We start from the raw sequence: 26,264 nt of genomic DNA, 5'->3' as shown, positions 1-26,264 counted from the left end.
AAAACCCGGGCTTTTGGTTTGCATCTCGGACGCGCATCAGTCATGACGCTCGCATGACACTCAGATTCAAAGCTCTTTCCGTTCATCTCTTTACTGCAACAGGCGCTGTTTTTGCCATGTTGGCCATGCTGGCCGCGGTCGAAGAGAAATGGAGCCTTATGTATCTTTGGCTTGTCGTGTCTTTCATTGTAGACGGTATCGATGGCCCGTTGGCGCGACATTATCACGTCAAGCACAACGCGCCCGAGTTCGACGGCGTTCTGCTGGATCTGATCATCGATTACCTGACCTATGTGTTCATTCCGGCTTTTGCCCTGTTCAAATCGGGGCTGATGGACGGCTGGACCGGATGGTTCGCGATCATCGTCATCACATTTGCCAGTGCGATGTATTTCGCGGATACACGCATGAAGACCAAGGACAATTCCTTTTCCGGTTTTCCCGGGTGCTGGAACATGTTCGTGATCGTGATCTTCGCACTGGAACCGAATTTCTGGATCATCCTGCTGCTGGTCACCCTGCTGTCGCTGGCCATGTTTCTACCGCTGAAATTCGTTCATCCCGTGCGCACCGAGCGCTGGCGCAGCCTGACCTTGCCGATGGCGCTGGCATGGACGTTCTTCGCGGGTTGGGCCGCATGGGTCGATTTTCACCCCGAAAGCTGGGCCCATTGGGGGCTGGTCATCACCAGCCTGTACCTGACCTTCGCAGGCATCGCTCAACAGGTTGTTCCGCAGCGCCACGCCTGACGCAGCGCTGCCCGTCCCGTTTTACAGAACGTCCTGCACCTCGAACTCGGTGCCGTTATGGGTAAAGACGTCGCCCTTTTGCAGACCTGCCATCGCCAGATATATCGGGCTTTGGGTTGAAATGCCCATATAGGTCTTGCCATCCACTTCAAACCGCGTTGTCGAGACACACACGACAAATCTGCGGTTGTTGAACTTGATCACAGCTCCTGGCCTGACCGTGTCGGCAAGGCTGAAATCGGTATTTTCGATGACATCAATCTTGGCATGATGCGCATGAACCGGGGCATCGAAGGCAGCCGCCAGATCGGCGTTTTCCCGCGATGCGGCAATGTCATCCTTGTCGTGACCTTCCCTGTCATCCAACTGGGCATCTTTCAAAAACGCATCGTAATGCGCCTGCGCCGTTGCAAGCTCTTGCGCTTCAAGCGACATCAACCGGTCGATAATGGCCTTCTTGCGGGCTGCACGGTCTTGTTCAGTGGTCATGCAATGCGGTCCTTCAAATTCAGCAATGGTTACAAGTTGTGTCTGCAAAAAGCGGATTGCAACCGAATTTCGACGCTCAGATCAAAAGACCTGCCGCCCGCTCATGCCGCAACAGGGCAACTTTCGTCTCAACACCACCGTCGCCCGAAAAACCGCCCAGGCCATTTGCGGCCAGTACCCGGTGGCAGGGAACGATCACGGGAATGGGGTTTGATCCGCAGGCCTGGCCAACCGGCTGGGCGGGTTGCCCCAGTTCTTTGGCGATATCGCCATAGGTGCGCGTTTCTCCAAGCGGGATGGCATACATCAGGTCACAGACCCGCTTTTGAAACTCTGAACCGTCAATGTGATACGGCAGATCGAAACGGTCAAGCCGCCCTTGATCATAGGCCCTCAACTGGGCGGCGGCTTCGCGCAGCAGCGCAGTCGGCTCACCCTCGTCCCTGCCGTTCCAGACAAGCCGTGCAAGGGCCCCGTCCGTTTCTTCAACACCAAGTCGTCCGAACTGAGTTTCAACGGAAATCATCGCCATGGACCGACGGTTTCAGATCAAAGCGCCAAGCACAAGCGCGGGAATGTGCAAGACCACGCAAAACGTCATTTTTGGGCATTGGCGCCATTCGTGATACGCTCCTGCCGTTACTTAAAGAGATTTTGGAGAACGCAATGGGTCGACATTTGATCCTCACGGTACATGGAATCGGTGAACAAAAACCCGGCGAAACCGTCGATCAGGTCGTTGGCGCAGCAACAACTTGGCTGGATGGAAACCCCAGACCACCGATCGAAGTCGAACGCGGCATGATCGAACTGGCCGAATCCACCTTCGACGGAAATCCACGAAATGCAGAGCTGTTCGAAGTCAATCTGCGCACGGTGACTGACCCGGCTGTTCCTCAGGACAAGGCCCTGTTTGCCGAAGTTTATTGGGCTGATCGCTCTCCGGCCCCGAAAGGAGCGATCAAAACCGTGCTGGACCTGATTTGGGTCGTTCTGGCGTTGGGATATCTGGCGATGGACAATGTCGAGCAAACCCACATCCGAAAAGGCGTTGCTTCGGACCAACCCAATGGCAGGAATACACTGGCGGCACAGCTGGTACATCTTTTTACATGGGTCTTCTTCGGTGCGGTTGCGACGCTGAACGTCTTTTTGTTGATCGGTGCCGCAGCGGTCATGACCGACCGGATACCTGTCTCGGTTTTCCAGAACCCTACCCTGTTGTTCTGGCTTCTGTTCGTGCTGTACGCCGGCGGAGCCATTGTCGGGCTGGGGCAAAGCCGATCCGCACCGACCTATCTCAGGCGGGTCTTCTGGCGAGGAATGCTCGCAATGGGAACAGCACTGACCCTGTGCCTGGTCATTGGGCCGCTGGGCCTGAAATTGTGGGCATGCGCCCCTTCCGAAACCGGAAATTGCCCGCCGGCCCTGGAGCAATTCGTGGCGTTTCAGGTTTTTCTGCTCTCCATCTTCTGGGCCACTCTTATCTTCCTGACAATCATTCTTTACGCGTTGTCCGCCTGGACGTTGCGGATCAATGACACACTTTCAGAGCACAGGCGGCTGTACCCCAGCATCTGTGCAGGCATGCTGGTTTTCTGGATGTTCTTCATTTCCGGCCTCTGGTTGACCATAGAGCAATTACTGGAAACTGTTTCGGGCCTGTCCGGCGGTCAGCTGCAACGTCTTTTTGAAAGCAATTTGAACGAGTCCATCGAAACTCTCAGCGTGGCCTTTGTGGCCATCGTTCTGTTGGGGTTCGTTGGCGTCGGGCTTTTTGCAGGTCGCAAAACGTACAAGGCCAACCTTCACACCCGCAGCGGTCTGATTAGCCGGGCGATTGTAAACCGGCTGGCGCAGTGGGTCTTTCTGTTTGGTACAATCGTGCTGGTTCTGGTCACGATCCGAGAGATCGCAGCCAACCAGAGTTTTGAGGCCGCATGCAACGTGGGCATAGGTGAAACCAACCCGATCTCTTGGGCTTTGGACAGGTTGGCCTGTTCGCAGGGCGAGATCGGCCTGATCGTTCTTGGCGCAACTGCGTTGATGTACCGGTTTTCTGATTTTGTTTCCGCCGGGCTGGGCGTTGCACGGGATATCGTTACCTACGCCATTCGCGACAAATGCTATCTGGGAAAAGATCTGGAAACGCGGCAACGCAACTATCCGGATCGTAAGGCGATAGACGAGCGTTTCTATCGCACGTTGTACTATGTTCTCGATATCTTTCCAGCGGATCATATCACGGTGATATCCCATTCGCAGGGCACCGTGATCGCCACACAGATGCTTGCTGACCCACGTGTCCAAAGACGCATCGGCGGGCGGGCTCTGACACTCATCACGATGGGCTCTCCGGTCACCCATATCTATCAGCGCTATTTTCCCGAGATGTTCACCATCACCGCCAGTCAGTTGAACGCCGCGTGGTTCAACATCTTCCGGCAGGACGATTTTGTCGGAACCGAGATCGAGGGTGGGCTCATTTTTGCAAATCGAAACATCCCGGTCGATCCCGGCGGGCACACCGGTTACTTTACGGACTATCAGGTTTGGAAAGCCCTGTCAGGTCCTGCCATTGGCTTTGATCTGTTCAATCCAACACGGCAATCTGTGCAGACATAGCCCAAAATGCCCCCCGACTGAATTCGGGGGGCGCGATGATTTATCCCAGCGCCTCATTGCAGCGCCCGCAGACGCCCGCGTGGGTGTGGCGGCCCACATCAGGCAGGATTTTCCAGCAACGCTGACATTTCTCGCCTTCTGCTTTTTCGAACACGACGGCAACGCCTTCGATTTCCGGCACACGGAACGCCTCGGCCGGGGCGGGATCGCCGGTCACGGTCAGGCCCGAGGTGATGCACATGTCGTCCACGTCGAACGTGGCCAGCAGATCGCGGGTATCACCATCCTCGACATGCACGATCGGTGCCGCCTCGAGGCTGGAGCCGATCACCTTGTCCTGACGCTGAACCTCGAGCGCGGCAGTCACGGCCCGGCGCACACGACGCACCTTGGCCATATTGGCCTCAAGCTCGGCATCGCGCCAATCGGCGGGTGTGTCCGGGAAGTCCACCAGATGGACCGAACTGTCATCGCCCGGGAACCGCTCCAGCCAGACCTCTTCCATGGTGAAGACCAGAACCGGGGCCAGCCAGGTGGTCAGGCGGTGGAACAGAATATCCAGAACAGTGCGCGCGGCGCGGCGGCGTGTGCTGTCCCCGTCGCAGTACAGAACATCCTTGCGAACGTCGAAATAGAAGGACGACAAATCAACCGTAGCAAAGTTGAACACGGCGCTGAAAACACCCTGGAAGTCGAACGCGGCATAGCCCTTGCGGACCTGCTCATCCAGCTCGGCCAGGCGGCTGAGAACCCAGCGTTCCAGACGCGGCATATCCTCGGGCGCGACGCGGTCGGCCTCGGTGAAGTCGGCCAATGAGCCCAGCATGAACCGCATGGTGTTGCGCAGACGGCGATAGCTGTCGGCAGTGCCCTTCAGAATCTCCGGCCCGATCCGCTGGTCGGCGGTATAGTCGGTCTGAGCCACCCATAGGCGCAGAATATCGGCGCCGTATTGCTTGACGACCTCTTCCGGCACGATGGTGTTGCCCAGCGACTTGGACATCTTGTTGCCCTTGGCGTCCAGCGTGAAACCGTGGGTCACTACGTTGCGATAGGGCGCGCGGCCCTTTGTGCCGCAGGCTTGCAGCATGGACGAATGGAACCAGCCGCGGTGCTGGTCGGTGCCTTCCATGTAGACATCGGCAATGCCATCCTCGGTCCCGTCCTCGCGGTCGCGCAGAACGAAGGCGTGGGTGGAACCCGAGTCGAACCACACATCCAGCACATCAAAGACCTGTTCGTAATCGTCCGGGTTGGCGATTCCGTCGAGGATCTTTTCCTTGAAGCCGTCGGTGTACCAGACGTCCGCGCCGTCCTTTTCAAACGCTGCCTTGATGCGGGCGTTGAGTTCGGCGTTGCGTAACAGGTAATCCGCGTCGGTGGGCAGAGCGCCCTTCTTGGTGAAGCAGGTCAGCGGCACACCCCATGCACGCTGGCGCGACAGAACCCAGTCCGGGCGCGCCTCGATCATCGAATACAGGCGGTTACGACCCGTCTGCGGGGTCCATTTCACCAGCTCGTCGATGGAGCGCAGAGCACGTTCGCGGATGGTGTCGCCCATCTCGCCCATGCCATCGTCCAGCTTACGGTCGACGGATGCGAACCACTGCGGCGTGTTGCGGTAGATGATTGGAGCTTTCGAGCGCCACGAATGCGGATAGCTGTGCTTGATCTTGCCGCGCGCCAGCACCCCGCCGACTTCGGCCAGCTTGTCGATGACGGCCTTGTTTGCGTCACCCTCGCCGCCCTTGCGGGACAGGATGTATTTGCCGCCAAAGAACGGCAGATCAGCACGGAACGAGCCATCGTCCATCACGTTATAGGTGATGACCTGCTCCAGCATGCCCAGATCACGGTACAGCTCGAATTCCTCCATCCCGTGGGACGGCGCGCAGTGGACGAATCCAGTACCTTCGGTATCGGTCACGAAGTCAGCGGCGCGGAAATCGCGGATGTCGTCCCATTCGCCATTGCCGCCATCGGCGCCGGCCAGCGGGTGAAGCAGCTGAACGCTCTCCAATTCGTCGGCAGTCACGTCACGCACACGGGTCCACTGATCGTCGTTCAGACGGGCACGGCCCAATACATCGGCGGCCAGGTTGTCGGCCAACAGGAACTTGTCGCCTACCTTGGCCCAGCATTCTTCCGGCGCGCCGGTGACTTCGTAGAGTCCATAGGAGATGTCTTTACCGTATACGACGGCCTTGTTCGACGGCATGGTCCACGGCGTGGTCGTCCAGATCACCACACAGGCGTCATCCAGATCACCCGCGTTGACGATCTTGAACTTCACCCAGATGGTGAAGCTTTCCTTGTCGTGATACTCGACCTCGGCCTCGGCCAGGGCCGTCTTTTCGATGGGCGACCACATGACTGGCTTTGAACCCTGATAGAGCGTGCCGTTCATCAGGAACTTCATGAATTCGTCCGCAATCACCGCCTCGGCGTGATAATCCATGGTGATGTAGGGATCGGGCCAGTTGCCAGTGATGCCCAGACGCTTGAACTCTTCGCGCTGCACGTCGATCCAGCCTTCGGCGAACTTGCGGCATTCCTGACGGAAATCGACGATGTTCACCTCGTCCTTGTTCTTGCCCTTCTTGCGGTACTGTTCCTCGATCTTCCATTCGATCGGCAGGCCGTGGCAGTCCCAGCCGGGGACGTATCGCGCATCAAAGCCCATCATCTGATGGGATCGCACGATCATGTCCTTGATGGTCTTGTTCAGGGCGTGGCCGATATGCAGATGACCATTCGCGTAAGGGGGGCCATCGTGCAGGGTAAAGGGTGTGCGGCCCTTTTTCTCGCGCAGGCGGTCATAGACGCCGATGGTCTCCCACCGTTCCAGCCATGCGGGTTCGCGTTTCGGCAGGCCGGCGCGCATGGGGAAATCGGTTTTGGGCAGGTTCAGCGTGTCTTTGTAGTCAGGTGTCTGGATCGTGTCGGCGCACATTTGGGGCGTCCTTTGGATGATCTGGTCGTCTATTGGATCGAAGCGGTCGGTGCGAAGTCTCAAACACCTTTGCCCGGCGTCTCAGGAGGTCAGAGCGCCGGGGATATAATTCGAATAATGATGGCCATCCGGTCATGCATGACCGCGCTTATATGACGCCTGCACCTAATGGTCCAGAGGTTCTGCCCGCTGCAGCGAATGGCGCAGTTTCGCCCACCGGTTCAGCCACGCGAGACCGGCCAGCGCAAGGCCCAGCGCCAACAGCGAAAACACCCGGATCAGGCCGCCCAGACCGGCGATGTCGATCAGGAAGACCTTGGCAACCGCCAACCCGATCACCGCCAGCCCGGCCTTGCGCATCAGGTCGGATCGGCGGGCCAGAGATTGATAGAACAGAGCGGCCCCGATCAGCAGTAGAACGATGGTATAGGTGTAGAGCTCGGGCTGCGTGACGCCGTTGCCTTCATACATACCCGCCGCGCCCTGCCAGACGTGACGGATCGCCAAACCCAACCAAACTGCGGCCAACACCCCTGCAACGGCAAAGCTTGCTTGCATGATCGGTTTCGGCATTTCCCGGATCCTCCAGGCCGAACCGCCGATGGCCAATGCGGGCAACAGATAGGCAACGGCCAGCGTATTCAAAACCGGCGCCCCCAGCACCGGATCTGCATTCGGATCAAACAAGGGGTTCTGGTCCGCCAATGCCAGCAACAGATAGAATAGGCCATGAGCCGCAAAGAACAGAGCAAGCAGGTATCGCAAGTAGTTCAGCTTGCCACCCAGCCCGAACCTCTGCACCTGCGCGAACGCAAGCAAAAGCCAGATGACGGCCAGCAGACCCAGGCCCCAATGGCTGTTGTCAGCGCCGCCCTCTCCGAAGCCTTCGAGCCAACGCAGCAGCAGCAATGAAAGCAGGATACCCGCTGTCGCCCAGGCCGCGCTTTCCAGCAGCAGCGCCGCCAGAGGGCGCTTCAACGGACGCAAAAGCCACCAGCCCACGACAAATCCCAATGTGGCCGCGCAATAGACCATCGCCATCTCAGACACCGGAGCGGAATTGGCCCAGTCCAGCCCGGGATCAAGCACCAGACGCACCGTGACGGTAAAGACACCCGCCCAGATGAACCAGCTCATCGGCGGCAGGATGAACCTGCGGTCCAACGCTGCGGCAACCACGACACTGGCGACCAGAGCAACCGTGAGCGCCGATGAACTGAGCACGATGACGCAAGCGAACACCAGACACGACAGCGCGGACAGAGTGGCCAGAGCCGCTCGCATCCGGTCATCGCCGTCAACACGGGCAAAACGTTCTGCCAGAACCACCATCAGCACCGCCAGTGCGATCGCATGGAGCGCCCAGGGGTAGGCTCCGATCACCGAAGCCGGATGCCAGCCTATTTCCAGCGCGATGGCCAGCACAGGGGCAAAAAGCGCGGCTCCTCCGGCCCAGACGGCGCGATACTGGCTTGCCTTGAATGACCGCCACGCCATCAGGGCCGACATCAAACCTCCCAAAGCGACGAGAACAGTCACCACCATCGGATAGTCGGCCTCGGGCGTTTCCGCGTAAGTGGCCGCGAACCGGCCCAGAACCGCGCCATCCTCAAGCCCGTGAGAGGCGACAAAGACCACCAAACCGGCCGCAGGCAGGACAGTCAGGTCCCGAAGGGCCGGTGCATCCTTGGCCCAGAGGAGCAGCGCCAGAACAAGGGCAGACAACAGGCTGACGCCCAACCAGAATTCGGACTCTGTATCCGCCCAATGCCAGGACAGGATCACCGTACTTGCCGCGATGGCCCCGGCGGCCAGTCGAGTTGGGAATTCTGGCCAGGGGCGGGCCTTTGGGCGGCGGATCATCTCAGTCAGCATGGGGCCCGCGTGATTTGGCCAAATGCGCCGCACCGGAATGGCGGTTGCCAAAAGCGCCAGCACCGTTGCCGCGATCAGGTATCCCGATTCCCTACTCGGCGCGCCCATCACCAGAAGCAGATTCGCCGCATAGGCCCCGAACAGTGTCAGGACCGAGATCCACGCCCAGCGCCGTACCGTGTCGATACCCAGACCCAAGACGGCGACCAGCAGGAAATACGCGTAAAGCCACGACGGATCATCGGACGTGCCCCCGACCAGGAAAGGCGCCGCGAAGGCACCGGTCAAACCGACCGCAGCCAACAGCGGACCATGGAACCACCCCAGAACGAGCCCCACCAGCGCGACAACGACCATCCCTGCCAGTGCCGTTTCGGCACCGATCAGGTTGTACAGCTGGCGCGCGGACAGGATGGCCCCGAACAAAGTGACAAGCCCGGCACCGGAAAAGACCGAGGGCAGATAGGCGGTTGCCACCGCTTCGTCATCACCGAACTTGCGGTGCAGGACTTCTCCTCCGATGATCAGAACCGTGCCGAAACCCAGGGCTGCGACGACACGGGCCGCCGGCGGCAGCAAACCGTTTTCGACGCCGTATTGCACAAGAAAAATACCGGCCAGCGCCAGAGACAGGGCCGAAACCACATAAAACCAGTTCTCGCGCAGCCACGCTCCCAATGCCGCAAACCTGTCATGGCGAAACACGACAGCCGGAGAAGAAACCTCTGCATCCTGAGCGTCGGCACTGTTGTCTTCCTGCCGCTTTGGAGCCGACCAGGGTGCCGGCCTGCGCGGCTTTTCTTCAGCAGCAGGATGCGGTGCAGGCGTTTCCTGTTCCGGTTGCGGCAGGACCGTCGCATCGCCTGAGGCCAAGGCGTCGATTTGCGCTTCCAGCTGCTCTACCCGGCGACGCAAACGGGAATGCCCGACCAAAAGAGCGATCAATGTCACAGGGATGGCCAGAACAATCAGGCCAACAAGAACAAGCAGCGATTCCAACCGAGTCTCCGATCCTTTTGGAGGTCAGGCTATCTTGAGCCGTCCGAAAGTGACAGTCAGGAAAGCTGTGATCCGATCTAAAGCACCGAAATCGCCGGGCGCGCGATCGTCGGCCTGAAAAGGTCCGGGGTCTGCGGTAAGGCCCACTGCAACAACCGTCATCCCAGCGCCGCAAATTTCATGGGTGGAACAGGGACCCGACGAGATACGCGATCAGCGCGGCCAGCCCGCCGATCAAAAGCGTCTCAATCCCCGACCGCCACCAGGGGGCCAGTGACCACCGGCTTTTGAGCGCGCCAATCGCAAAGAAGACAGCCATGGTCATCCAGGCCGAGATCGCAAACGCGTTCGGCACGGACACCAGAAACGGCAGCAATGGGATCATCCCCGCCACCAGAAACGCAAAGAAGGTGGCCAATGCGGCTTTCATCGGATGCGGGTCGACACTGCCCAGACCATACTCACCTTCGATCATCAAGTTGATCCAGTTTTCGGTGCTCGAGGTGATCTCTGCCGTGGCCTCGATCAGAATGTCGCCAGACAGCCCTTTTTGCGCAAGGATCTCTCGCACTTCTTCGCGCTCACCATCCGGGTACAACGCAATGTGGCGTTCCTCGACCGCGCGGATGCGGCGAATGTTGTCCAGCTCGGCCTTGGTGCCTGAATAATTGCCCGCAGCCATCGAAAACCCGTCAGCCAGAACATTCGCCAGGCCAAGCGCCACAATAACGAAAGGGGAAAGACCTGCCCCTGCAACGCCTGCCACAATGGCAAATGTGGTGACGGACCCGTCGATGCCGCCATAGACGACATCGCGCAACACGCCGCGTCCGGGCGGTGCGTTGATCCGTTCGGCGATTTCCTGCGGGCTGTGACCGTGATCCGTCATGGCTGGCTCCTTTGACACATTCAGTGTGCCGAAGCGCAGGCCGGGGCGCCTTGCTTTGGATCAACCCTTGGAAAACAGGCCCTGCAAGGCGCGTTTGATGATGCCCCGCGTCGAAGGTTTGTGCCTGTCCGAGAAGGGCAACGGGCGGCACACCTCCATCGCGGCCACACCCACACGAGCGCTGAGTGCCCCGTTGACCAGACCCTCGCCGAACCGGCGTGACAGTTTGCTCAGAACGGAACCGCCCAAGACAGGCTCCAGCAGATCATCGCCGACTGCAACCGCCCCTGTCGCCACCAGATGCACAAATACACTGCGGGTCAGACGCCAGCCGCCCAGCGTACCCGCGCGCCCGCCATAGATTTCGGCAACCCGGCGGATCATCCGCAATGACGCGGCCAGCGCGGTTATCACATCCGCAAGCGCCAGCGGCACCAATGCGGTCACGGTTGCAACTTGCCGGGCCGCGGCCTCGACCTCGCGGCTGGCGGCTTGGTCCAGAGGCGCCAACAGCTCAACTTCGGCAAGTTCCAGCAGAGCTGACGCATCGAACTGATCCGCCATCCGCTCGGCCAATCGTTCGCGGCCCCAGCGTGTGTCTTCCCGGCCCTTGTAGAATGCGATGATACGATTGGTGACTGCGCGGGCCTGAGCCAGATCTTCCTCTGCCAACGCGGTATCTGCGGCCCGGCGCAGGCCATCCACTCGGGACAATCGCCCCAATGCGGCCAGTTCACGGATTGCGATCATAAGCGCCACAAGAACCAGCGCGGCGATCAACCCGGTTACGATCCACCCCAAAACAGGCGTTCGCGCCACCAGCGAAGTTGCAAAATCCCACGCGGCCACCGATACGGCCGCCCCGACCACTGCCAGGGCCAGCCCCCAGAACCAGCGCGCCAGAGCCGATGGCTTGCGCGCCGCCAGCCGTGCCGCGCCTTGCATCGCCTGCCCTTGTGGTTGCGCGATGTCCGGCACCGGCGGGGCCTTGGCGACATCGGCAGGGGGCTCATCCGCTTCAAGATCGATCAAAACCGGGCCTTTAGCCATTGATCACATCCTCGCTGCGCCAGACAAACCGTATGTCCGGCAGGTTTTCGTCGTTGTCCGCCCCATCGCTGCGGGCCACCTCGGCAAAGCCGTTACGTTCATAAAACCGGCAGGCTCGGGCATTGTTCTGAAACGCGTACAAACTCAGCTCTGAGCGGGCCGATTTGGCGTGATCCAGCAATTGCCGACCAATCCCGCGGCCCCGAACCGAAGCATCCAGATAAAGCGAATGGATTTCACGACCGTCGAGCGCCAAAAAACCAACAACGCCGGCCTCGGTTTCGGCCACGGTCACCCATTCCAGATCAATCATTCGACCACAGAAAGCAATTGTCTCGGCGCAGCTGTGCAATTCAGGCATCCAGTCGTTTTCCAAGACGAAACCGTGCAGGATCGACCCGATGGTGCCCGCATCCGTCGGGCGCGCGCGGCGCAGAATTGTCGTCACAACCGATCTCCGATCAAGAACTGTGCCGCCCTGTCCAGCCGGATATGCGGCGGGCCATCACCAGGTTTTAGCGACAGCTTTGCCGGGGCAAAGGCCATGAAGCCGTAATCTTCGCCCAACCACGCATCAGCCCCGTTTCGGGCCGGACCCAACAGATGCGCTGGATCCTCGGGCAATTCTCCCGGGTAGAAGGCGGCCTGTTTGCCGTTCTCCAACAGGGTACCTCGAACGCATGGCAAGTCTGTCCCGTCGTGGTGGCGCAGTTCTTCGGTCGTAGCACGCAGCGAAGCCAGAGACAGGGCCTCGGTCCGGGCTCCGGCGAAATTCGCCCGATCACTCGCCTCGCGCGTCAACGCCTCGATAATCGCGGTCAGGCGGGGATGCTGCATGTGGTGCAGGTGGTCCGCTTTTGTCGCCGCAAAAAGGATGCGTTCAACCCTTTTGCCCAGCAGCAATTGGCTGAGCCACGCGTTTCGGCCGGGGCGAAAGGCCGACAGGATATCAGCCATGGCGCGCCGCATATCCTCGACCGCCTGTGGACCTTTGTGAATAGCGCCCAGCGCATCGACGAGAACCACCTGCCGGTCGATGCGCGAGAAATGATCGCGAAAAAACGGTTTCACGACCTGGGCTTTATAGGCTTCGTATCGCCGTTCCATCTCGCGTTGAAGCGTTCTGCGCCGAGACGGGCCAGACACCACCAACGGCGCAAAGGTCAGAACCGGAGATCCGGCCAGATCCCCCGGCAGCAGGAAACGCCCGGGGGTACAGTCGTAATACCCCGCTTCACGCGCCTGATTGAGATAGGTCGTGAAAGACGATGCCAGCGCCTGCGCGGTCGGCTCGTCATGTGCGCCGGACGGGTCTGCGGCATTGACCTGCCCCAGATACTCGGCTGCCTCCGTGCGGGCCTCGATACGCGCCAGTGTTTCCCAAGACCAGTCTGCATAAGACTTGTCCAGCAGGGCCAGATCCAGAAGCCATTCGCCGGGGTAATCGACGATATCCAGATGGACGGTGCGCGGTCCCTGCAAGCCAGCGAGCAAGCCGGCTGGGCGGGCTTTGAAGGACAGGCGCAGCTCTGACACCGCGCGTGTGCTGTCCGGCCAGTGCGGTGACGGACCCGTCAGGGCGGACAGGTGCGTTTCATAATCGAACCGGGGCACAGTGTCATCCGGTTGGGGTTGCAGATAGGCGGCATTGATCCGACCTTCCTGCTGCGCAACCAACCCGGTCATGCGCCCCCGATCCAGCAGGTTCGCCACCAACGAGGTGATGAAAACCGTCTTGCCCGATCGCGCCAACCCGGTGACACCCAGGCGGATGACAGGCTCAAAAAACGTCTCGGATACGCTGTCGCCGATGGTTTCGACGCCGCGCACAAGACTGTCTGCCAGAGATGAGATGACCAATCTGTCGCCCCGCAATTATCGTTTCACCCAAGATAGGTAGAGGGTACCGCACATACCAGCGCTTTCGCCCCCTTGCCCGTTCCCGCGCCGCGCTGTACCAGCGGCACATGCCCAGATACGCGTTGAAAGTCGAATACCAGGGGGAACCGTTTGCCGGATGGCAGCGGCAGAAGGATCAGCCGTCCGTGCAGGGCGCAATCGAGCAGGCCCTGTCCCGTATCCAGCCGGGTGCGCATACGATTGCTGCCGCAGGGCGTACCGACGCCGGGGTTCATGCGTTGGGTCAGGTCGCCCATTGCGACATGGCCAAGGAGTGGGACCCGTTCCGCCTGTCCGAGGCGCTAAACTATCACCTCAAACCGCAGCCGGTGGCGATCGTGGACGCCGCACGCGTGACCGACGATTGGCACGCGCGGTTTTCGGCGGTCGAACGGCAATACCTGTTCCGCGTCCTGATGCGACGCGCGCCTGCAACCCATGATAAAGGGCAGGTTTGGCAGATCAATCATCCGCTGGATGTCGAGGCCATGCAGGAAGCGGCGAACATGCTGCTGGGTCGCCATGATTTCACGACCTTCAGGTCGTCGATTTGCCAGGCGGCCAGCCCGGTCAAAACTCTGGATGAGTTGCGGGTTGAACAGGTTCAGGGCTTTTCCGGCCCCGAAGTTCATTTTCACGTAAGGGCTCGGTCATTCCTGCACAATCAGGTGCGCAGTTTCGTCGGAACGCTGGAACGTGTGGGCGCCGGAGCGTGGACCCCGGAGGAGGTGCGTGAGGCGCTGGAAGCTGCCGACCGTGCAGCCTGCGGGCCGGTGTGCCCGCCGCAGGGGCTGTATCTGGCGCGGGTCGGATATCCGGAACCGGTGTTCGACTGACCTAAATCGCACGCAGCAGCAAACCACTTGCGATCACGGCAATGATCAGCCCGGCGACCAGTTCGATGGTTGGGGCCAACACCGATGCGAACCGTGTGGCTGAGGCTGAGGCCAGCAGACCTCCGCGAAGGCCAAAGGACGTCCATCCCACCAATGTCGTCACCAGCGCCGTGCCCAATGCCATGGCAAAAGCCCCGGCGATGCCGACCATCGCGATGCCCATCTGCCACGTCAGAATCAGCACGAACAAAGCCCCTGTGCATGGTCGTGCCGCGATGCCCGCAATCAGGATCAGGGCCTCGCGCAGTGAACCCACATTCGCAACTTCCTGCGCGGTCGGGCCATGGCGGTGGCCGCAATCTGAACAGACTTCTCCATCGTGGTGGGGATGATGCGAGTGATCATTTTCCTGATGATGGTGCTCATGGGGCGATGTGGTATTCCGTTTCTTTGCAAAACTGCGCAAGGACCGGACCACCAGCCAAAGACCGATAAGGGCGATCGCTCCGTAGCTTATCGGAGCCATGACCTGTTCCGTCGTTCCAACAAGGCTTTCGCGGGACATCTGGAACACCAGCACCCCGGCATAGACCAGTACAACGGCCGTCACCGCCTGCCCGAGGCTGGACAATACGCTGATCGCCGATAGCCTCCAGAAAGCAACACGCCGACCCAAACCGTAGCCCCCGATCAGGACTTTTCCGTGGCCGGGGCCGATGGCGTGAAAGAACCCGTAGGCGAAACAGACCGTCAACAGCGTTGCCACCGCCTCGGGTTGCTCGGCACGCGCGGCACGCAAGGACCGGGCGATCTGGTTCTGGAATTCTCGTTGCTCCCCCGCAGCCCAGGCCGCAAGGCTGTCAAAGCCTCCGCTGCCCCAAAACCAGAGCAGCAGTGCAATCGCCAGGCCGACAGGCAGGATCAGGTAGCGGGACATGATACGCGGATCTCGGTGGCAAAACGTTCACCGACCAGAGGGATGTCATTTTCCTCGAGGTCATAGTCGGCGTCCAGGGTCAGCAGAAAGGCCTGCATCTGGGCCAGTTCGCCGTCGATATCCGGGTCAAACCGGTCAATCTGGCACGCGGCGGGGCCCGTCACGGTCACGGGTCGCGTCACCTCGTAGGCGGTATAAAACGTCTCATCAAACGCTTTCGCAGACAGCGCCGTGGCCGCGACGGAACCGGCCTCCACCGCCCTGAGATGCGTGGTGACAACGCGCCCGTCTTCAACTGTCGCCTGCGCCTCCATCGGGCCCGACAGCGCGACGGGGGTTCCGTCTGTGGTAACGACAAGATCGCCGTTATATCCTTCCACCCACTGCGTATCGAACCCGGTCAGGAACCGTTCTTCGCTTTCCGTCAGAACGCCGTCAGCATCCTGATCCAGCTTCATGTCTTCCAGAACCAACAACGAGTAGAATTCGTCATACGCCCAGGTCACGCGAACATGGGTCAGTTGACCAGCGTCATCCACGATGAACTCCAGCCCGGTATCAATGAAGACATGGGGGTGGGCGTTGGCCTCCATCGGCAAACAAAGGATCATAGTGGTTATAAGATAACGCATAGGTGCAAGATAGGTCTCCCTCCGCGTGGCGGCAACGACATTTTCACTCCCGATGCGAAATCCGGCCCAACATCAGGTCGGCGGAAACAGAACCAGTGTTTGCAGCGCAGTACCCACTGGACCTTGCGTATCAAAGAGCACGGACTGAGACATGCCGATGCCGGAAGGCTGCCAATGCGAAATCGATTTTGAGGCCAGCCAATCCGAAACCGGTTCACGGTGGATATGCACGGTCAGGTCCGTATTCATGAACCCCATTTCAGTGGTCGGCGCATTCCATGAGATACCGTTTCCACAATCGGCCAACGGGCACAGGGCCTGTATGGGCGATTGATCCTCGCCCTGCAAAAGCTGTGGAGTACGCATCCAAATCGTTTTGGGCCCGGCCCCCTGTTTTCCCCCTGCGGGATAGCGAATATCGCTGTAATGGGCAAAGCCTGGCAGATCGTGGCGAATTTCACCTATCGGAAAAGGGCCATCGACAACGTCCTCTATTTTCGGCGCATCCATCTCGACATTCGGCACCTGCCCCAGATCGCGCCGCAACAGGTGCATGGTTGTTGCCGTGGCGCACAACGTATCGTCGAGATCGTGCACCGTGACCCGCGTGGTCCCAAGCGTCTTTGTGTGGCGCGTGGTTTCTGCCGCAACGCGAAGCCCGGCCAGCGGGAGCGGCCTCAGCAAATCGACAGTCAGTCGGGTCAGCATCTTCTCGGGGCCGATTTCGGTTTCCGCGGCCCGTACGATCAAGCCGCTGACCGGCCCCGCGTGGCAATGTGCGGCAGACCAAGGCCCGCGCGCGGCATCGTTACCAACAAACGCCCCGTCCTCGCGCTGATGAAAATAGGTCGTGTTGGTAAAGTCGAGCGCTTCCGCCATGTGATCCTCAGGTTTGTTCTTGCGCAAATCGTTTCCGTTTGTCTGAACCCAGGCGTTCAAACACTTTCCCCATTCCGACTTTGGCGGCGAAAATGTAGGACACGCCGGCCTTGCGATCAGTTTCGCCATTACCGCCAGGGACACATGCGTCATCCATCCGAGTGACCTCGACCCCGGTCATATCAGCAACGTCTTGCAGATGATCATGAATTTGCACGGCCAGGCTGATTGTCATGTTTTCGGAAATGTCCCTCTGAAGCACCGGGTCCGGGCTATACTTTTGCCTCAAGGATGGCTTAACTGCCCGGGCCCTGTCCACCGCAGTGACGGGACGTCACCACATCAAACACATGCAGGAGCCGCACATGGCGTTGTTGATCGAAACCGGGCTGTCCAACTGGATAAGTGATGACGAAATTGCCCGCAGTTTACAGGCCGTGTTACCGGATGCGGATATCCGCACCGCCGAAACGTTGGGCAATCCTGATGACATAACCATGCTGGCCGTGGTTGACATGCAACGTGACCACCCGACGCGATTGCCGAACCTGAAACTGGTACAAAAGCTGGGCGCAGGGGTCGAGACCATTGTCAGCCATCCCGGTCTGCCCGGTCACGTTCGCATCACCCGCCTGAAGCCTGACGCACCGGCACAGGGCATTGCCGAGTGGTTTCTGGCCTATATCCTGCGCGCTCAGCGACACATGGCGTTTCACGAAGCGGCTCAAACCCGCGCCGAGTGGTCCCCGCGAGCACCGGTTTTTACCCCGGACACCGTGGTCGGTGTTCTGGGTCTTGGCCACATCGGCGCCCGCACCGCGCGGATGCTGCACGCCGTGGGCTTTCAAGTCATGGGCTGGAGCCGTACGCCCAAAGCCATTGAAGGCGTAACTTGCATGCATGGGCAGGACGCGTTGCCCGCGCTTCTTGGCCAATGTGACCACGTTTGCGCCATCCTGCCCTCGACCCCTCAGACCGCTGGCCTGTTTGATGCCCGGATGCTGGCGGCGATGAAACCCGGCAGTCAGCTGCTGAACGCCGGGCGCGGAAATCTGATTGATGAGGGCGCCCTTATCGCGGCACTGGACGCAGGGGTTCCGGGGCATGCCGTTTTGGACGTCACCTCGCAGGAACCTTTGCCACAAGACAGCCCGCTATGGCGCCACCCCGGTGTGACGATCACACCACATGTTTCAGGCTGGCATCTGGGCGACGCCTTGTCGGATGTGGCTGAAAACTTCCGGCGCCTCAGCTCCGGCGCGGCCTTGCTGCATGAAGTCAATCGTGATCAGGGTTACTGAAATCTGAGCTGATGATCAGGGCGTAAGGATCCAATTGCCGTTGCCGTCGTTGCACCGGCGGGTTCGGATTTCCCTGCTCTGATCACCGCCGTCCGGCTGAATCACATGCTGAAGACCAACGCAGTTTCCCTGTACCGATCGCACCCGGATTGTCCCTTTGGAACCCGTGTCGTCATTCTTCCATGACCGTTCCTGGCCCACGGAAGGCGTACCGCTGGTCAAAAGCGCGTTCGAGGCTGCGTTGACCACTTCGAAATCTGCCGGAGACAACCCCATCTCGGCTATGATTCGGGACAGCGGCTTGGCCTCGACCACGGTGTTCATCAATAGAATGCCGCATGCGGCGATGGCGGTAAAACTTGGGGCATTCATGGCGGCCTCGCAGAGCTGAAATCATTTGTGGTCAAGGTTATACCCCTAACCCGGCAGGGCCAAGCCCCCGACACGTACCTTCGAAGCATACCAAAAAATCTGTCTGCGTGCCCCCTGTTCGCAAGCCCGCAACACAGGCGATCCGGGGTGGGTCAGGCATTGGCGGCACAGGTGCTGCAACCGGCATTTGCCATTGCCCACAGATCGTCGGTAACACCTGCCCGACGGGGTGGCGTCGCAAATTTCTGACCTTGGGGCTTCACAGGCGGGCCGGAATTTGCTGAAATCCAAGTAAATTCTGATTTTGAGCACTGGAGATTGTTCCATGAAACTACGCCCTGCCCTGCTGGCCGTCGCAGCACTCGCTTCATCCGCGGCCCTTTTTGCATCCCCCATCTCGGCCAAGGAAGAAACCAAATCCGTGTTCGTCATGAGCCGCACCTGGGCGGTGACACAGGTTTCCGATGCGCCGGTTGTCTATCGCGCCACGCGTGACAACAACAACCTCAACCCATTCGGTCCGCCACCGTGCCTGCGCACCGTTCAGGCCATTGCCGCGATTCAGCAGGCAACCGGGTGCAAGCCGTTCGTGGCCAGCATGTATCAGAACATCTCGGGCCAGTTTTTCTCGCAGGTCAGCTGCAACTGACACAGCGTCAGATCAGGCATTGAGGTCGCCGGACCGGCCTGCCATAGCTTGCGCATGAAACTCGCAATAAACGGATTCGGCCGTATTGGCCGTACGATCCTGCGGCAGGTTCTGGCCCTGCCGGCAGGGTCAGATATCGAGCTGGTGCTGATCAATGACATCGCGCCGCTGGACACCTGTGCATACCTGTTCAAATACGACAGCACGTTTGGCCCCTATTCCGGCGATGTGTCCACAGGGAACGCCGCGCTGATCGTGGATGGGCACTCGATTCCCATGACACACAGCGCTGATCTGACCCGCGTTGATCTGTCGGGCGTTGACGTCATGCTGGATTGTACGGGTATCGCCCGCAGTTCGGACGTTGCGCGTCGCGGTTTGTCTGCGGGCGCAGGCAAAGTGCTGATCTCAGGCCCCTCCCCTGCTGCTGATGTCACCGTCGTTCTGGGTGCGAACGAAGACCAGTTGGGCAGCGCCCGGATTGTGTCAAACGCATCCTGCACCACAAATGGGCTGGTGCCACTGGTCAAGGTCATCGACGATATCGGCGGTATCGTGTCGGGGCACATGACCACCATCCACTGCTATACCAACAGCCAACCGATGGTGGATGCGCCGCGCGGCGACCTTGCCCGTTCCCGGGCGGGGGCGCTGTCGATGGTTCCGACCACATCGAGCGCGATGCACCTGATCGACGTCGTCCTTCCGCATCTGGCCGGGCGTATCTCGGGCGCGGCTGTCCGCGTTCCGACGGCAAGTGTGTCAGCCGTGGACCTTGTGGTCACATTGCAACGCGGCATGAGCGCCGAAACCTTCGATCAAGCCCTGAAACAATCCGTTGCTGCATCCCCGGTGCTTGGCTGGACTGATTTGCCGCTGGTCTCGTCCGACTTGCGGTCCCGCCCTGAATCGCTGGTTGTTGCTGGGCCCGAGACCCGTATGGTGGGTGAAAATCAGGTCAGGGTCTTTGGTTGGTACGACAACGAATGGGGCTTCTCGGCGCGAATGCTGGACGTGGCCCGCCTGATGGCAGCCGAATAGCCGGGCGGCAACCTCAACACAATTTGGCCGAAAAAATTCTCGTCTCATGTATAATTCCTTTCCCCATCCGCTTTCAGATGCTCTAACCTGAATTCAAAGGGCCGTGCACGACACGGACAAGAGAACTGGAATTGGGACAGTTGGGGCAATTCATGCAAAGGAGCAAGCGGCAATGCCGCCTGGGGCGCTGGCTGATGGCCACACTTGTGACTTTGGCCCCAACCACGCTGGCGGCGCTGGAAACGTCTCTCACCGCCCCTGGTGCATCGAAAGAACTGGTTGAACGTCTCAAGCAGACATCCTCAGTAACCACGGCTGAAGAACGCGGCCTCGACACCCCGCTTGAAATCCTCTCGGCGGCCTTGTCGGATTACCGTACGATCGTGCAAATCCTTTACGACGAGGGCTATTTCAGCCCGGTCGTCAGCATCAAGCTTGATGGACAGGAAGCGGCCGAGCTGAGCTCTCTCACGGTGCCTGCACAAATAAACCGTGCTGCGATTGCCGTTGAAACCGGGCCAAGCTTCAAATTCGGCACCGCCACTGTTCAGCCCCTGGCCCCTGAAACCAAACTCCCCGAGGATTTTGCCCCCGGGAAACTGGCGACGACCGGTGCCATTCAACAGGCCTCCTCGGCCGGTGTTCAGGGATGGAGGGACGCGGGTCACGCAAAAGCCGGAATTGCGGGTCAGACAATCATCGCGCGCCACGCCCAAGCTCGTCTGGATGCCCAGATCGACCTTGATCCCGGGCGCAGGCTGACATTTGGCAAGATGTTCATCAAGGGCAATTCAGATGTACGCCACAGATCCATCGAAAAGATCGCCGGGTTCCCTAGTGGAGAGGTCTATTCCCCTGAGAAAATCCAGAAGGTGGGAACACGGTTGCGCCGGACCGGCACGTTCAACGTGGTCTCGTTGCAGGAACGAGAGGTTCCAAACCCCGATGGCACACTGGATTTCGACGCCACGTTCGAAGACCTGCCCAAACGTCGGTTGACCTTTGGTGTCGAACTGGCCTCTCGCGATGGTGTGGATGTGACGGCGACGTGGACCCATCGCAATATGTTCAGGCGCGCAGAACGTCTGCGCTTCGAAGCGGCGGTTCGAAATATTGGCGGTGCAGAGGATATTGATGGCCGGATCGGGCTGCGTCTGGATCAACCTGACCGGCTTGGACCTGATGACAACACCTTCTGGAGCGCCCTGCTGGAACGCCGCAACACGGAAAACTACAATGTGACGGTGGCTTCGCTGGCCTATGGTGCGCGCCGGACGTTCTCGGACAATCTTTACGCCGAGGCATCGGCCGGGTTCCAGTGGTCGGACGCGGATGACGCATATGGCAGCGGGCGCAAGTTCAGGTATTTCATCGTTCCGTTCCGATCCGAATGGGATGAGCGTGACAGCAAAGTCAGTGCAACGCGCGGTTTCTATCTGGATTCCCAGATCATGCCCTTTGTCGGCTTTTCCGGCAGCGACACGGGAATTCGTCTGTTTTTCGACGGTCGTGCCTATACCAGCCTTGGCACCGGAGGACGGGTTGTACTGGCGGGGCGGGCGCAACTGGGATCGGTAATCGGCCCACCCGCAAATGGCGTCACGCCCGATTTTCTGTTCTTCTCGGGCGGTGCGGGAACCGTTCGCGGGCAGCCGTATGAAAGCCTCGGCATTCCGGTCGGAAGCGGCGTCGCGGGCGGCAAGTCATTTATTGGCTTGTCCGGCGAGATCCGAGGCAAGGTGACCGACAGCCTGTCGCTTGTCGGGTTTTACGACTACGGTGTCGTCGATACATCTTCGTTTGTCGGCAGCGGCGCGGAAGACCACTCGGGCGCCGGTATCGGCGTAAGATACGATCTGGGCGGGTTTGGCCCCTTGCGTCTTGATCTGGCCTATCCTGTCAGCGGTCCCACCGGGGACGGGCTACAGTTCTATATCGGGATCGGACAGGCATTTTGAGACGGCACCTTTCATATCCTCTGCTGATCGCCGCGCTGGCAATCGTGCCTGTGGCCGGACATCCGCAGGAGGACGAAGGCGGCAGCATGATTGAGCGGTTCCTGCAGGATACCCTGTCGGGCGACGATCAGAACGTCACCGTCAAGGGCCTGCAAGGTGCACTGAGTTCACGTGCCACGATTGCCGAGATCACGGTTGCCGATGACGAAGGGGTCTGGCTGACTATAAAGGACGCCGAACTTGACTGGAACCGGCTGGCTTTGATCCGTGGGCGGTTTTCGGTCAATGCCTTGACTGCACAAGAAATCGACGTTGCCCGTGCGCCGGGCACCACCACCAAAGACACGCCGCCGCCAACCGCAGAAACAAAAGGCTTCCAACTGCCTGAACTGCCCGTAGCCATCGAAATTGGTGAAATTCGCATCGACGAGCTGGCTTTGGGCCAGCCCCTGATCGGAGTGGCCGCAGAACTGGCGGTTAGTGGCAACCTGTCACTGGCCGACGGAACGCTGGACACCAACCTTGATATCACGCGGCTGGACCGGGCGGGCGATGAGATCAAGTTGGCCGCGGGCTTTCAGAATTCAAACAGCCAGATCAATCTTGATCTTCAGGTGACAGAGGCAGCGGGCGGCCTGATCTCGACCGCTCTTGAAATGCCGGATACCCCGCCTATCGCGCTGACAGCGAAAGGGTCCGGACCCGTGACCGATTTTACGGCCGATATCGGTCTCAGCAGCGATGGTCAGCCTCGGGTGACAGGGCAGGTTCGGTTACGCTCGGCCCCGACTGCCGCGGCTAGCGCGGAAGAGGGCATTGCGTTTACTGCCGATCTCGGCGGTGATTTGACACCTTTTGTCGCCGAAGAAATGGATACGTTTTTCGGTGCCAAAACACAGCTCTATGTGGATGGGCGAACCCAACCTGAAGGTGCGCTGGAAATTGACGAACTTGAGATCTCGTCACAAGCACTGAACCTGAAAGGCCAGTTACAGTTGGCGGCAGGTGGGCGATTGCAACTCGCGGCCCTGCAAGGACGCATAACGCCACCGGAGGGTGAAAGGGTAACTCTTCCAGCCTCGGGCGGTGACACGTCCGTTGGAGCGGCACAGATTTCGGCGCTGTACGACGAAAAAAACGGCAATCATTGGGACCTGAGCCTGACTGCGAACGCCGTGCAGGCCGAGCAAGTTAATTTGGAGCGCGCGCAAATTACTGCTCACGGGACCTTGGAACAGGGCGCAGCGCTAAAAATCAATGGCAATCTGCAGGCCGCGTTGGACGGAATTGATCTGGCGGACGAGGCCCTGAATGCAGCAATAGGCGACCTCATCACTCTGGATGGCACCTTTGACTATGGCAGTGACCAATCCCTGAACCTGACCGGTCTCGAACTGGTTGGTTCGGATTACGAATTGGGTGTCGACGCATTGGTCAGCGGCCTGTCCACCGGTTTGGCCATCGACGGCACCGCCACTTTGGAAGCCACGGATTTGTCCCGGTTTTCGGAACTGGCCCAACTGGAGCTGGGAGGCCAGGTCTCGGCCCGTCTAAACGGTAAAGGCTCACCACTGGAAGGCAGTTTCGACGGCAAACTGGAGGTCGAAGGAACCGACCTCTCGACCGGGCGTGATGACATCGATCCGGTGATCAAGGGCAACACAGCAATAACGCTCGACGCCAAGCGTGGCGCAGATGGCATAACCATCCAAGATTTCGCCCTGATCGGTGATACTTTGCGCGCCCAGGCCGACGGCACCGTAACGACCCCTGATGGCAACGTGACGATCGATGGTCAGGCGACGGTCAATTCCCGGGACCTGTCCGTGTTTTCGGGCCTTGCCAAACGCGAGCTTGGGGGAGCAGTGCAAGCGAAACTGAACGGAAAAGGAACTGTTCAGACGCTGGAGTTTGACGGCACGGCCAGCGTATCGGGCCGGGATATCAAAACCGGTCTGGCCGAGATCGACCCGCTGTTGGTCGGTCGCAACGAGATCACGTTCGACGGTGCGCTGAGCCAGGAACAGATTGTGATCCGCGACGCATCGGTGAACGGTTCAGCGCTGACCGTCAAGGCCTCTGCCACCATAGACGACCCAAGGAAAGCCCTTGCCATTGACGGGCAGGTCAATCTGAACATCCCGGACCTGTCACCGTTTTCAAGCCTTGCAAAACGCGATCTGGCAGGGGCGATCCGTGCGGATATTGTCGGCAAGGGCGCAGTCGGCAGCAAAGCGTTCGACGTAAAAGGCAATCTGGCGGCGGACGACATCAAAACCGGGATCGACGCCGTTGACGACCTGATCCAGGGGCGAACGAACCTGACCGTGGACGCGATGAACGACGATGAAGGCCTGGATATCCGTACGTTCCAACTGATAGGAACGGCCCTTTCGGCGAATGCATCGGGCAAGCTGAACCGAGACGCCGGCGGTTTGGACTTTTCCGCCAAACTGGATGACCTTGCCCGTCTGTCGCAAACCTTGTCCGGCCCGCTGAACCTGAGCGGGAACGTCGCTCCGACCGGCTCTGGGTTGGAAGGCACTGCCCGCCTGGACGGGCCTGACAGCTCTTACGCCAGCCTTCAAGGAACGGTCGGCCAGAATGGCTCGGCTGATGTGGATTTTGACGCCAAACTGAACCGGATCGAGCGGTTCGTTCCCGAATTTCCTGGCACTGTGGCAGCAAAGGGAACGGCCAAACGCGATAACGGTGTCTGGACGATTGACGCCAAGGCGCAAGGGCCTGCCGACATAGACACCACGTTGGCTGGCACCTTTGATGAAACCAGCGGTCAGGCGGATCTGAAGGCACAGGGCGGCATCAACCTTGGGATCGCGAATGTCTTCATCACACCCAACAAGATCGACGGGTCGGCGCGCTTCGATCTGGCACTCAAGGGTGCTCCGGCGCTGGCGTCGCTGAGCGGTTCAGTCACCACTTCGGGCACATCCCTTGCCATTCCGGGTGCTGGTCAGACCATTACCGGGATCAGTGGTCAGGTGGATCTGGCGCAAAGTCGCGCAAACATTACACTGAATGGCGGAGTTCGGGCGGGAGGCAACTTTACCGTCAACGGGCCTGTTGACCTGACCCCTCCGTTCAACGCCCAGATTACCACCACCCTGAACAACCTGGTGCTGACAGACCGGTTGCTGTATGAAACCACCCTGAACGGTCAGATTGCCATGACCGGGGCGTTGGCCGGAAACAGTTCGCTTGCCGGTCAGATCACGTTTGACGAAACCAACATCAACCTTGCCGCCGCGTCCGGCGCGGTAGGCGCGGCACCTATCCCGGACATCCAGCACATCAACGAAAGTCGCGCCGGTTTCATCACGCGAGAGCGGGCCGGATTGGTCGTGACCGAAGGATCGGAGAAAAGCGCATCTCGTATTGCGCTGGATATCAGCCTGCTTGCACCCAAGGCGGTTTTCGTCAGAGGACGCGGGGTGAACGCAGAACTGGGGGGTCGAATTTTCATCGGCGGCACTACCGCCTCTGTTGTTCCGTCCGGTCAGATCGAACTGATCCGAGGGAATTTCGACATTCTGGGCCGCAGATTGGCACTGACCAAGGGGATCGTCACGTTGCAGGGCGACCTGACCCCGTATATCGAGTTCGAGTCTTCAGCCAGCACGTCTGACGGCACCGCGACGATCGAAATTGCCGGCCCGCTGGATTCACCTGAGGTCAATGTGTTTTCCGACCCTGAACGTCCGGCTGAAGAAGCGCTGGCAATGTTGCTGTTCGGGAACCGGTTTTCAGAAATCTCGCCTTTCCTGATCGCGCAAATGGCAGCATCACTGGCGCAGCTTAGCGGTGCGGGTGGTGATGCAACCAAAGGTCTCCGCGACTCCACCGGAGTCGACACGGTCGACATAGGAGCTTCGGAAAGCGGCGCGGGCCGTTTGGGCGCGGGCGCGTACCTGGGTGAAAACCTCTATACGGATTTCACCGTGAACACCGAAGGTGACACCGAAGTGAACCTAAACCTCGATGTCACGGACAATTTCACGGTGCGCGGTACGGTCGATGGCCGAGGGGAAACCGGCCTGGGTCTGTTCTTCGAGCGTGACTATTGACCAGCTGCCAATAAAAGCCGCGTTGAGCCATCCGTTTGTTTCGCAC

At 59.7% G+C, this 26,264-nt stretch carries 21 protein-coding genes; 8 read left to right on the top strand and 13 right to left on the bottom strand.

Annotated features, from left to right (window positions below; genetic code table 11):
• Positions 1-53 precede the first annotated feature (53 nt).
• Positions 54-749, top strand: a complete 696-nt coding sequence (locus ACR3E6_RS09480; RefSeq protein WP_170344959.1) for a CDP-alcohol phosphatidyltransferase family protein — start codon at positions 54-56, stop codon at positions 747-749.
• Between the two features lie 21 nt (positions 750-770).
• Here the strand turns inward: ACR3E6_RS09480 and ACR3E6_RS09475 are convergent, their stop codons facing one another.
• The gene (locus ACR3E6_RS09475; protein WP_152457211.1) at positions 771-1,238 is read right to left on the bottom strand and encodes a hypothetical protein; all 468 of its coding nucleotides are present in this window, start codon (positions 1,236-1,238) and stop codon (positions 771-773) included.
• Positions 1,239-1,314: 76 nt separating this feature from the next.
• Positions 1,315-1,770, bottom strand: a complete 456-nt coding sequence (locus ACR3E6_RS09470) for a methylated-DNA--[protein]-cysteine S-methyltransferase (RefSeq protein WP_480486874.1) — start codon at positions 1,768-1,770, stop codon at positions 1,315-1,317.
• A gap of 134 nt (positions 1,771-1,904) precedes the next feature.
• Between ACR3E6_RS09470 and ACR3E6_RS09465 the strand changes: the two genes are divergently transcribed.
• On the top strand, positions 1,905-3,863 hold the full coding sequence (locus ACR3E6_RS09465; protein ID WP_480486872.1) for a lipase family protein: 1,959 nt from the start codon (positions 1,905-1,907) through the stop codon (positions 3,861-3,863).
• A gap of 40 nt (positions 3,864-3,903) precedes the next feature.
• On the opposite strand, the gene ileS is transcribed toward ACR3E6_RS09465, so the two are convergent.
• From ileS to ACR3E6_RS09435, 6 genes are all read right to left on the bottom strand, one after another.
• Positions 3,904-6,816, bottom strand: coding sequence for an isoleucine--tRNA ligase (gene ileS, locus ACR3E6_RS09460; RefSeq protein ID WP_480486870.1), 2,913 nt, complete (start codon positions 6,814-6,816; stop codon positions 3,904-3,906).
• A gap of 165 nt (positions 6,817-6,981) precedes the next feature.
• Positions 6,982-9,690, bottom strand: coding sequence for a DUF2339 domain-containing protein (locus ACR3E6_RS09455; RefSeq protein WP_480486868.1), 2,709 nt, complete (start codon positions 9,688-9,690; stop codon positions 6,982-6,984).
• Between the two features lie 178 nt (positions 9,691-9,868).
• Complete coding sequence (locus tag ACR3E6_RS09450; protein WP_171636806.1) at positions 9,869-10,579, bottom strand: VIT1/CCC1 transporter family protein; 711 nt, start codon at positions 10,577-10,579, stop codon at positions 9,869-9,871.
• Positions 10,580-10,639: 60 nt separating this feature from the next.
• Complete coding sequence (locus tag ACR3E6_RS09445) at positions 10,640-11,629, bottom strand: YcjF family protein (protein WP_480486866.1); 990 nt, start codon at positions 11,627-11,629, stop codon at positions 10,640-10,642.
• Entirely contained in the window at positions 11,622-12,077 is a 456-nt protein-coding gene (locus tag ACR3E6_RS09440; RefSeq protein ID WP_171724450.1) for a GNAT family N-acetyltransferase, read from the bottom strand. Before ACR3E6_RS09440 ends, ACR3E6_RS09445 begins: the two co-directional genes overlap by 8 nt.
• Positions 12,074-13,489: a YcjX family GTP-binding protein gene (locus ACR3E6_RS09435; protein WP_480486864.1), complete on the bottom strand. Its 1,416-nt coding sequence runs from the start codon at positions 13,487-13,489 to the stop codon at positions 12,074-12,076. Before ACR3E6_RS09435 ends, ACR3E6_RS09440 begins: the two co-directional genes overlap by 4 nt.
• Before the next feature lie 107 nt (positions 13,490-13,596).
• On the opposite strand from ACR3E6_RS09435, the gene truA reads away from it, so the two are divergent.
• A complete protein-coding gene (truA, locus tag ACR3E6_RS09430) occupies positions 13,597-14,364 on the top strand; it encodes a tRNA pseudouridine(38-40) synthase TruA (RefSeq protein ID WP_480486862.1) in 768 nt (255 codons plus the stop codon).
• 1 nt (position 14,365) lies between these two features.
• On the opposite strand, the gene ACR3E6_RS09425 is transcribed toward truA, so the two are convergent.
• The 4 genes from ACR3E6_RS09425 to ACR3E6_RS09410 all read right to left on the bottom strand — a co-directional run bounded on the left by ACR3E6_RS09425 (position 14,366) and on the right by ACR3E6_RS09410 (position 17,047).
• Positions 14,366-15,301, bottom strand: a complete 936-nt coding sequence (locus ACR3E6_RS09425; protein WP_480486860.1) for a nickel/cobalt transporter — start codon at positions 15,299-15,301, stop codon at positions 14,366-14,368.
• Positions 15,286-15,933, bottom strand: a complete 648-nt coding sequence (locus ACR3E6_RS09420) for a DUF1007 family protein (protein WP_171724454.1) — start codon at positions 15,931-15,933, stop codon at positions 15,286-15,288. The genes ACR3E6_RS09425 and ACR3E6_RS09420 overlap by 16 nt, the downstream gene beginning before the upstream one ends.
• A 72-nt stretch (positions 15,934-16,005) precedes the next feature.
• Positions 16,006-16,812, bottom strand: a complete 807-nt coding sequence (locus tag ACR3E6_RS09415; protein WP_171724455.1) for a thioesterase family protein — start codon at positions 16,810-16,812, stop codon at positions 16,006-16,008.
• 7 nt (positions 16,813-16,819) lie between these two features.
• Positions 16,820-17,047, bottom strand: a complete 228-nt coding sequence (locus ACR3E6_RS09410) for a hypothetical protein (RefSeq protein WP_171636793.1) — start codon at positions 17,045-17,047, stop codon at positions 16,820-16,822.
• Positions 17,048-17,177: 130 nt separating this feature from the next.
• Here ACR3E6_RS09410 and ACR3E6_RS09405 point away from each other — a divergent pair, with 130 nt between their 5' ends.
• The gene (locus ACR3E6_RS09405) at positions 17,178-18,113 is read left to right on the top strand and encodes a 2-hydroxyacid dehydrogenase (RefSeq protein WP_171636791.1); all 936 of its coding nucleotides are present in this window, start codon (positions 17,178-17,180) and stop codon (positions 18,111-18,113) included.
• Positions 18,114-18,128: 15 nt separating this feature from the next.
• Here the strand turns inward: ACR3E6_RS09405 and ACR3E6_RS09400 are convergent, their stop codons facing one another.
• Positions 18,129-18,485 (bottom strand): hypothetical protein, encoded by a 357-nt coding sequence (locus tag ACR3E6_RS09400; RefSeq protein ID WP_209834911.1) that lies wholly within the window; start codon positions 18,483-18,485, stop codon positions 18,129-18,131.
• A 325-nt stretch (positions 18,486-18,810) separates the two neighbouring features.
• Between ACR3E6_RS09400 and ACR3E6_RS09395 the strand changes: the two genes are divergently transcribed.
• From ACR3E6_RS09395 to ACR3E6_RS09380, 4 genes are all read left to right on the top strand, one after another.
• Positions 18,811-19,134 (top strand): hypothetical protein, encoded by a 324-nt coding sequence (locus ACR3E6_RS09395; protein WP_480486858.1) that lies wholly within the window; start codon positions 18,811-18,813, stop codon positions 19,132-19,134.
• 54 nt (positions 19,135-19,188) lie between these two features.
• A complete protein-coding gene (locus ACR3E6_RS09390; protein WP_209834909.1) occupies positions 19,189-20,175 on the top strand; it encodes a type I glyceraldehyde-3-phosphate dehydrogenase in 987 nt (328 codons plus the stop codon).
• A gap of 194 nt (positions 20,176-20,369) precedes the next feature.
• Positions 20,370-22,133, top strand: a complete 1,764-nt coding sequence (locus ACR3E6_RS09385) for an autotransporter assembly complex protein TamA (protein WP_480486856.1) — start codon at positions 20,370-20,372, stop codon at positions 22,131-22,133.
• Positions 22,130-26,218 (top strand): translocation/assembly module TamB domain-containing protein, encoded by a 4,089-nt coding sequence (locus ACR3E6_RS09380; protein WP_480486855.1) that lies wholly within the window; start codon positions 22,130-22,132, stop codon positions 26,216-26,218. The genes ACR3E6_RS09385 and ACR3E6_RS09380 overlap by 4 nt, the downstream gene beginning before the upstream one ends.
• Positions 26,219-26,264 lie beyond the last annotated feature (46 nt).

Source organism: Ruegeria sp. AL3 (assembly GCF_056536065.1).
Note: the sequence above shows the minus strand (reverse complement) of the source record. Positions and strands in the feature narration are given on the sequence as shown.

Bases quoted from the DNA above. Each gene is read 5' to 3' on its own strand.
- ileS (WP_480486870.1), bottom strand. From the start codon at position 6,816: ATGTGCGCCGACACGATCCAGACACCTGACTACAAAGACACGCTGAAC.
- ACR3E6_RS09410 (WP_171636793.1), bottom strand. From the start codon at position 17,047: ATGACAATCAGCCTGGCCGTGCAAATTCATGATCATCTGCAAGACGTT.
- ACR3E6_RS09395 (WP_480486858.1), top strand. From the start codon at position 18,811: ATGAAACTACGCCCTGCCCTGCTGGCCGTCGCAGCACTCGCTTCATCC.
- ACR3E6_RS09475 (WP_152457211.1), bottom strand. From the start codon at position 1,238: ATGACCACTGAACAAGACCGTGCAGCCCGCAAGAAGGCCATTATCGAC.
- ACR3E6_RS09385 (WP_480486856.1), top strand. From the start codon at position 20,370: ATGGCCACACTTGTGACTTTGGCCCCAACCACGCTGGCGGCGCTGGAA.
- ACR3E6_RS09450 (WP_171636806.1), bottom strand. From the start codon at position 10,579: ATGACGGATCACGGTCACAGCCCGCAGGAAATCGCCGAACGGATCAAC.
- ACR3E6_RS09465 (WP_480486872.1), top strand. From the start codon at position 1,905: ATGGGTCGACATTTGATCCTCACGGTACATGGAATCGGTGAACAAAAA.
- ACR3E6_RS09470 (WP_480486874.1), bottom strand. From the start codon at position 1,770: ATGGCGATGATTTCCGTTGAAACTCAGTTCGGACGACTTGGTGTTGAA.
- ACR3E6_RS09400 (WP_209834911.1), bottom strand. From the start codon at position 18,485: ATGAATGCCCCAAGTTTTACCGCCATCGCCGCATGCGGCATTCTATTG.
- truA (WP_480486862.1), top strand. From the start codon at position 13,597: ATGCCCAGATACGCGTTGAAAGTCGAATACCAGGGGGAACCGTTTGCC.
- ACR3E6_RS09405 (WP_171636791.1), top strand. From the start codon at position 17,178: ATGGCGTTGTTGATCGAAACCGGGCTGTCCAACTGGATAAGTGATGAC.
- ACR3E6_RS09390 (WP_209834909.1), top strand. From the start codon at position 19,189: ATGAAACTCGCAATAAACGGATTCGGCCGTATTGGCCGTACGATCCTG.
- ACR3E6_RS09480 (WP_170344959.1), top strand. From the start codon at position 54: ATGACACTCAGATTCAAAGCTCTTTCCGTTCATCTCTTTACTGCAACA.
- ACR3E6_RS09445 (WP_480486866.1), bottom strand. From the start codon at position 11,629: ATGGCTAAAGGCCCGGTTTTGATCGATCTTGAAGCGGATGAGCCCCCT.
- ACR3E6_RS09425 (WP_480486860.1), bottom strand. From the start codon at position 15,301: ATGTCCCGCTACCTGATCCTGCCTGTCGGCCTGGCGATTGCACTGCTG.
- ACR3E6_RS09420 (WP_171724454.1), bottom strand. From the start codon at position 15,933: ATGCGTTATCTTATAACCACTATGATCCTTTGTTTGCCGATGGAGGCC.
- ACR3E6_RS09415 (WP_171724455.1), bottom strand. From the start codon at position 16,812: ATGGCGGAAGCGCTCGACTTTACCAACACGACCTATTTTCATCAGCGC.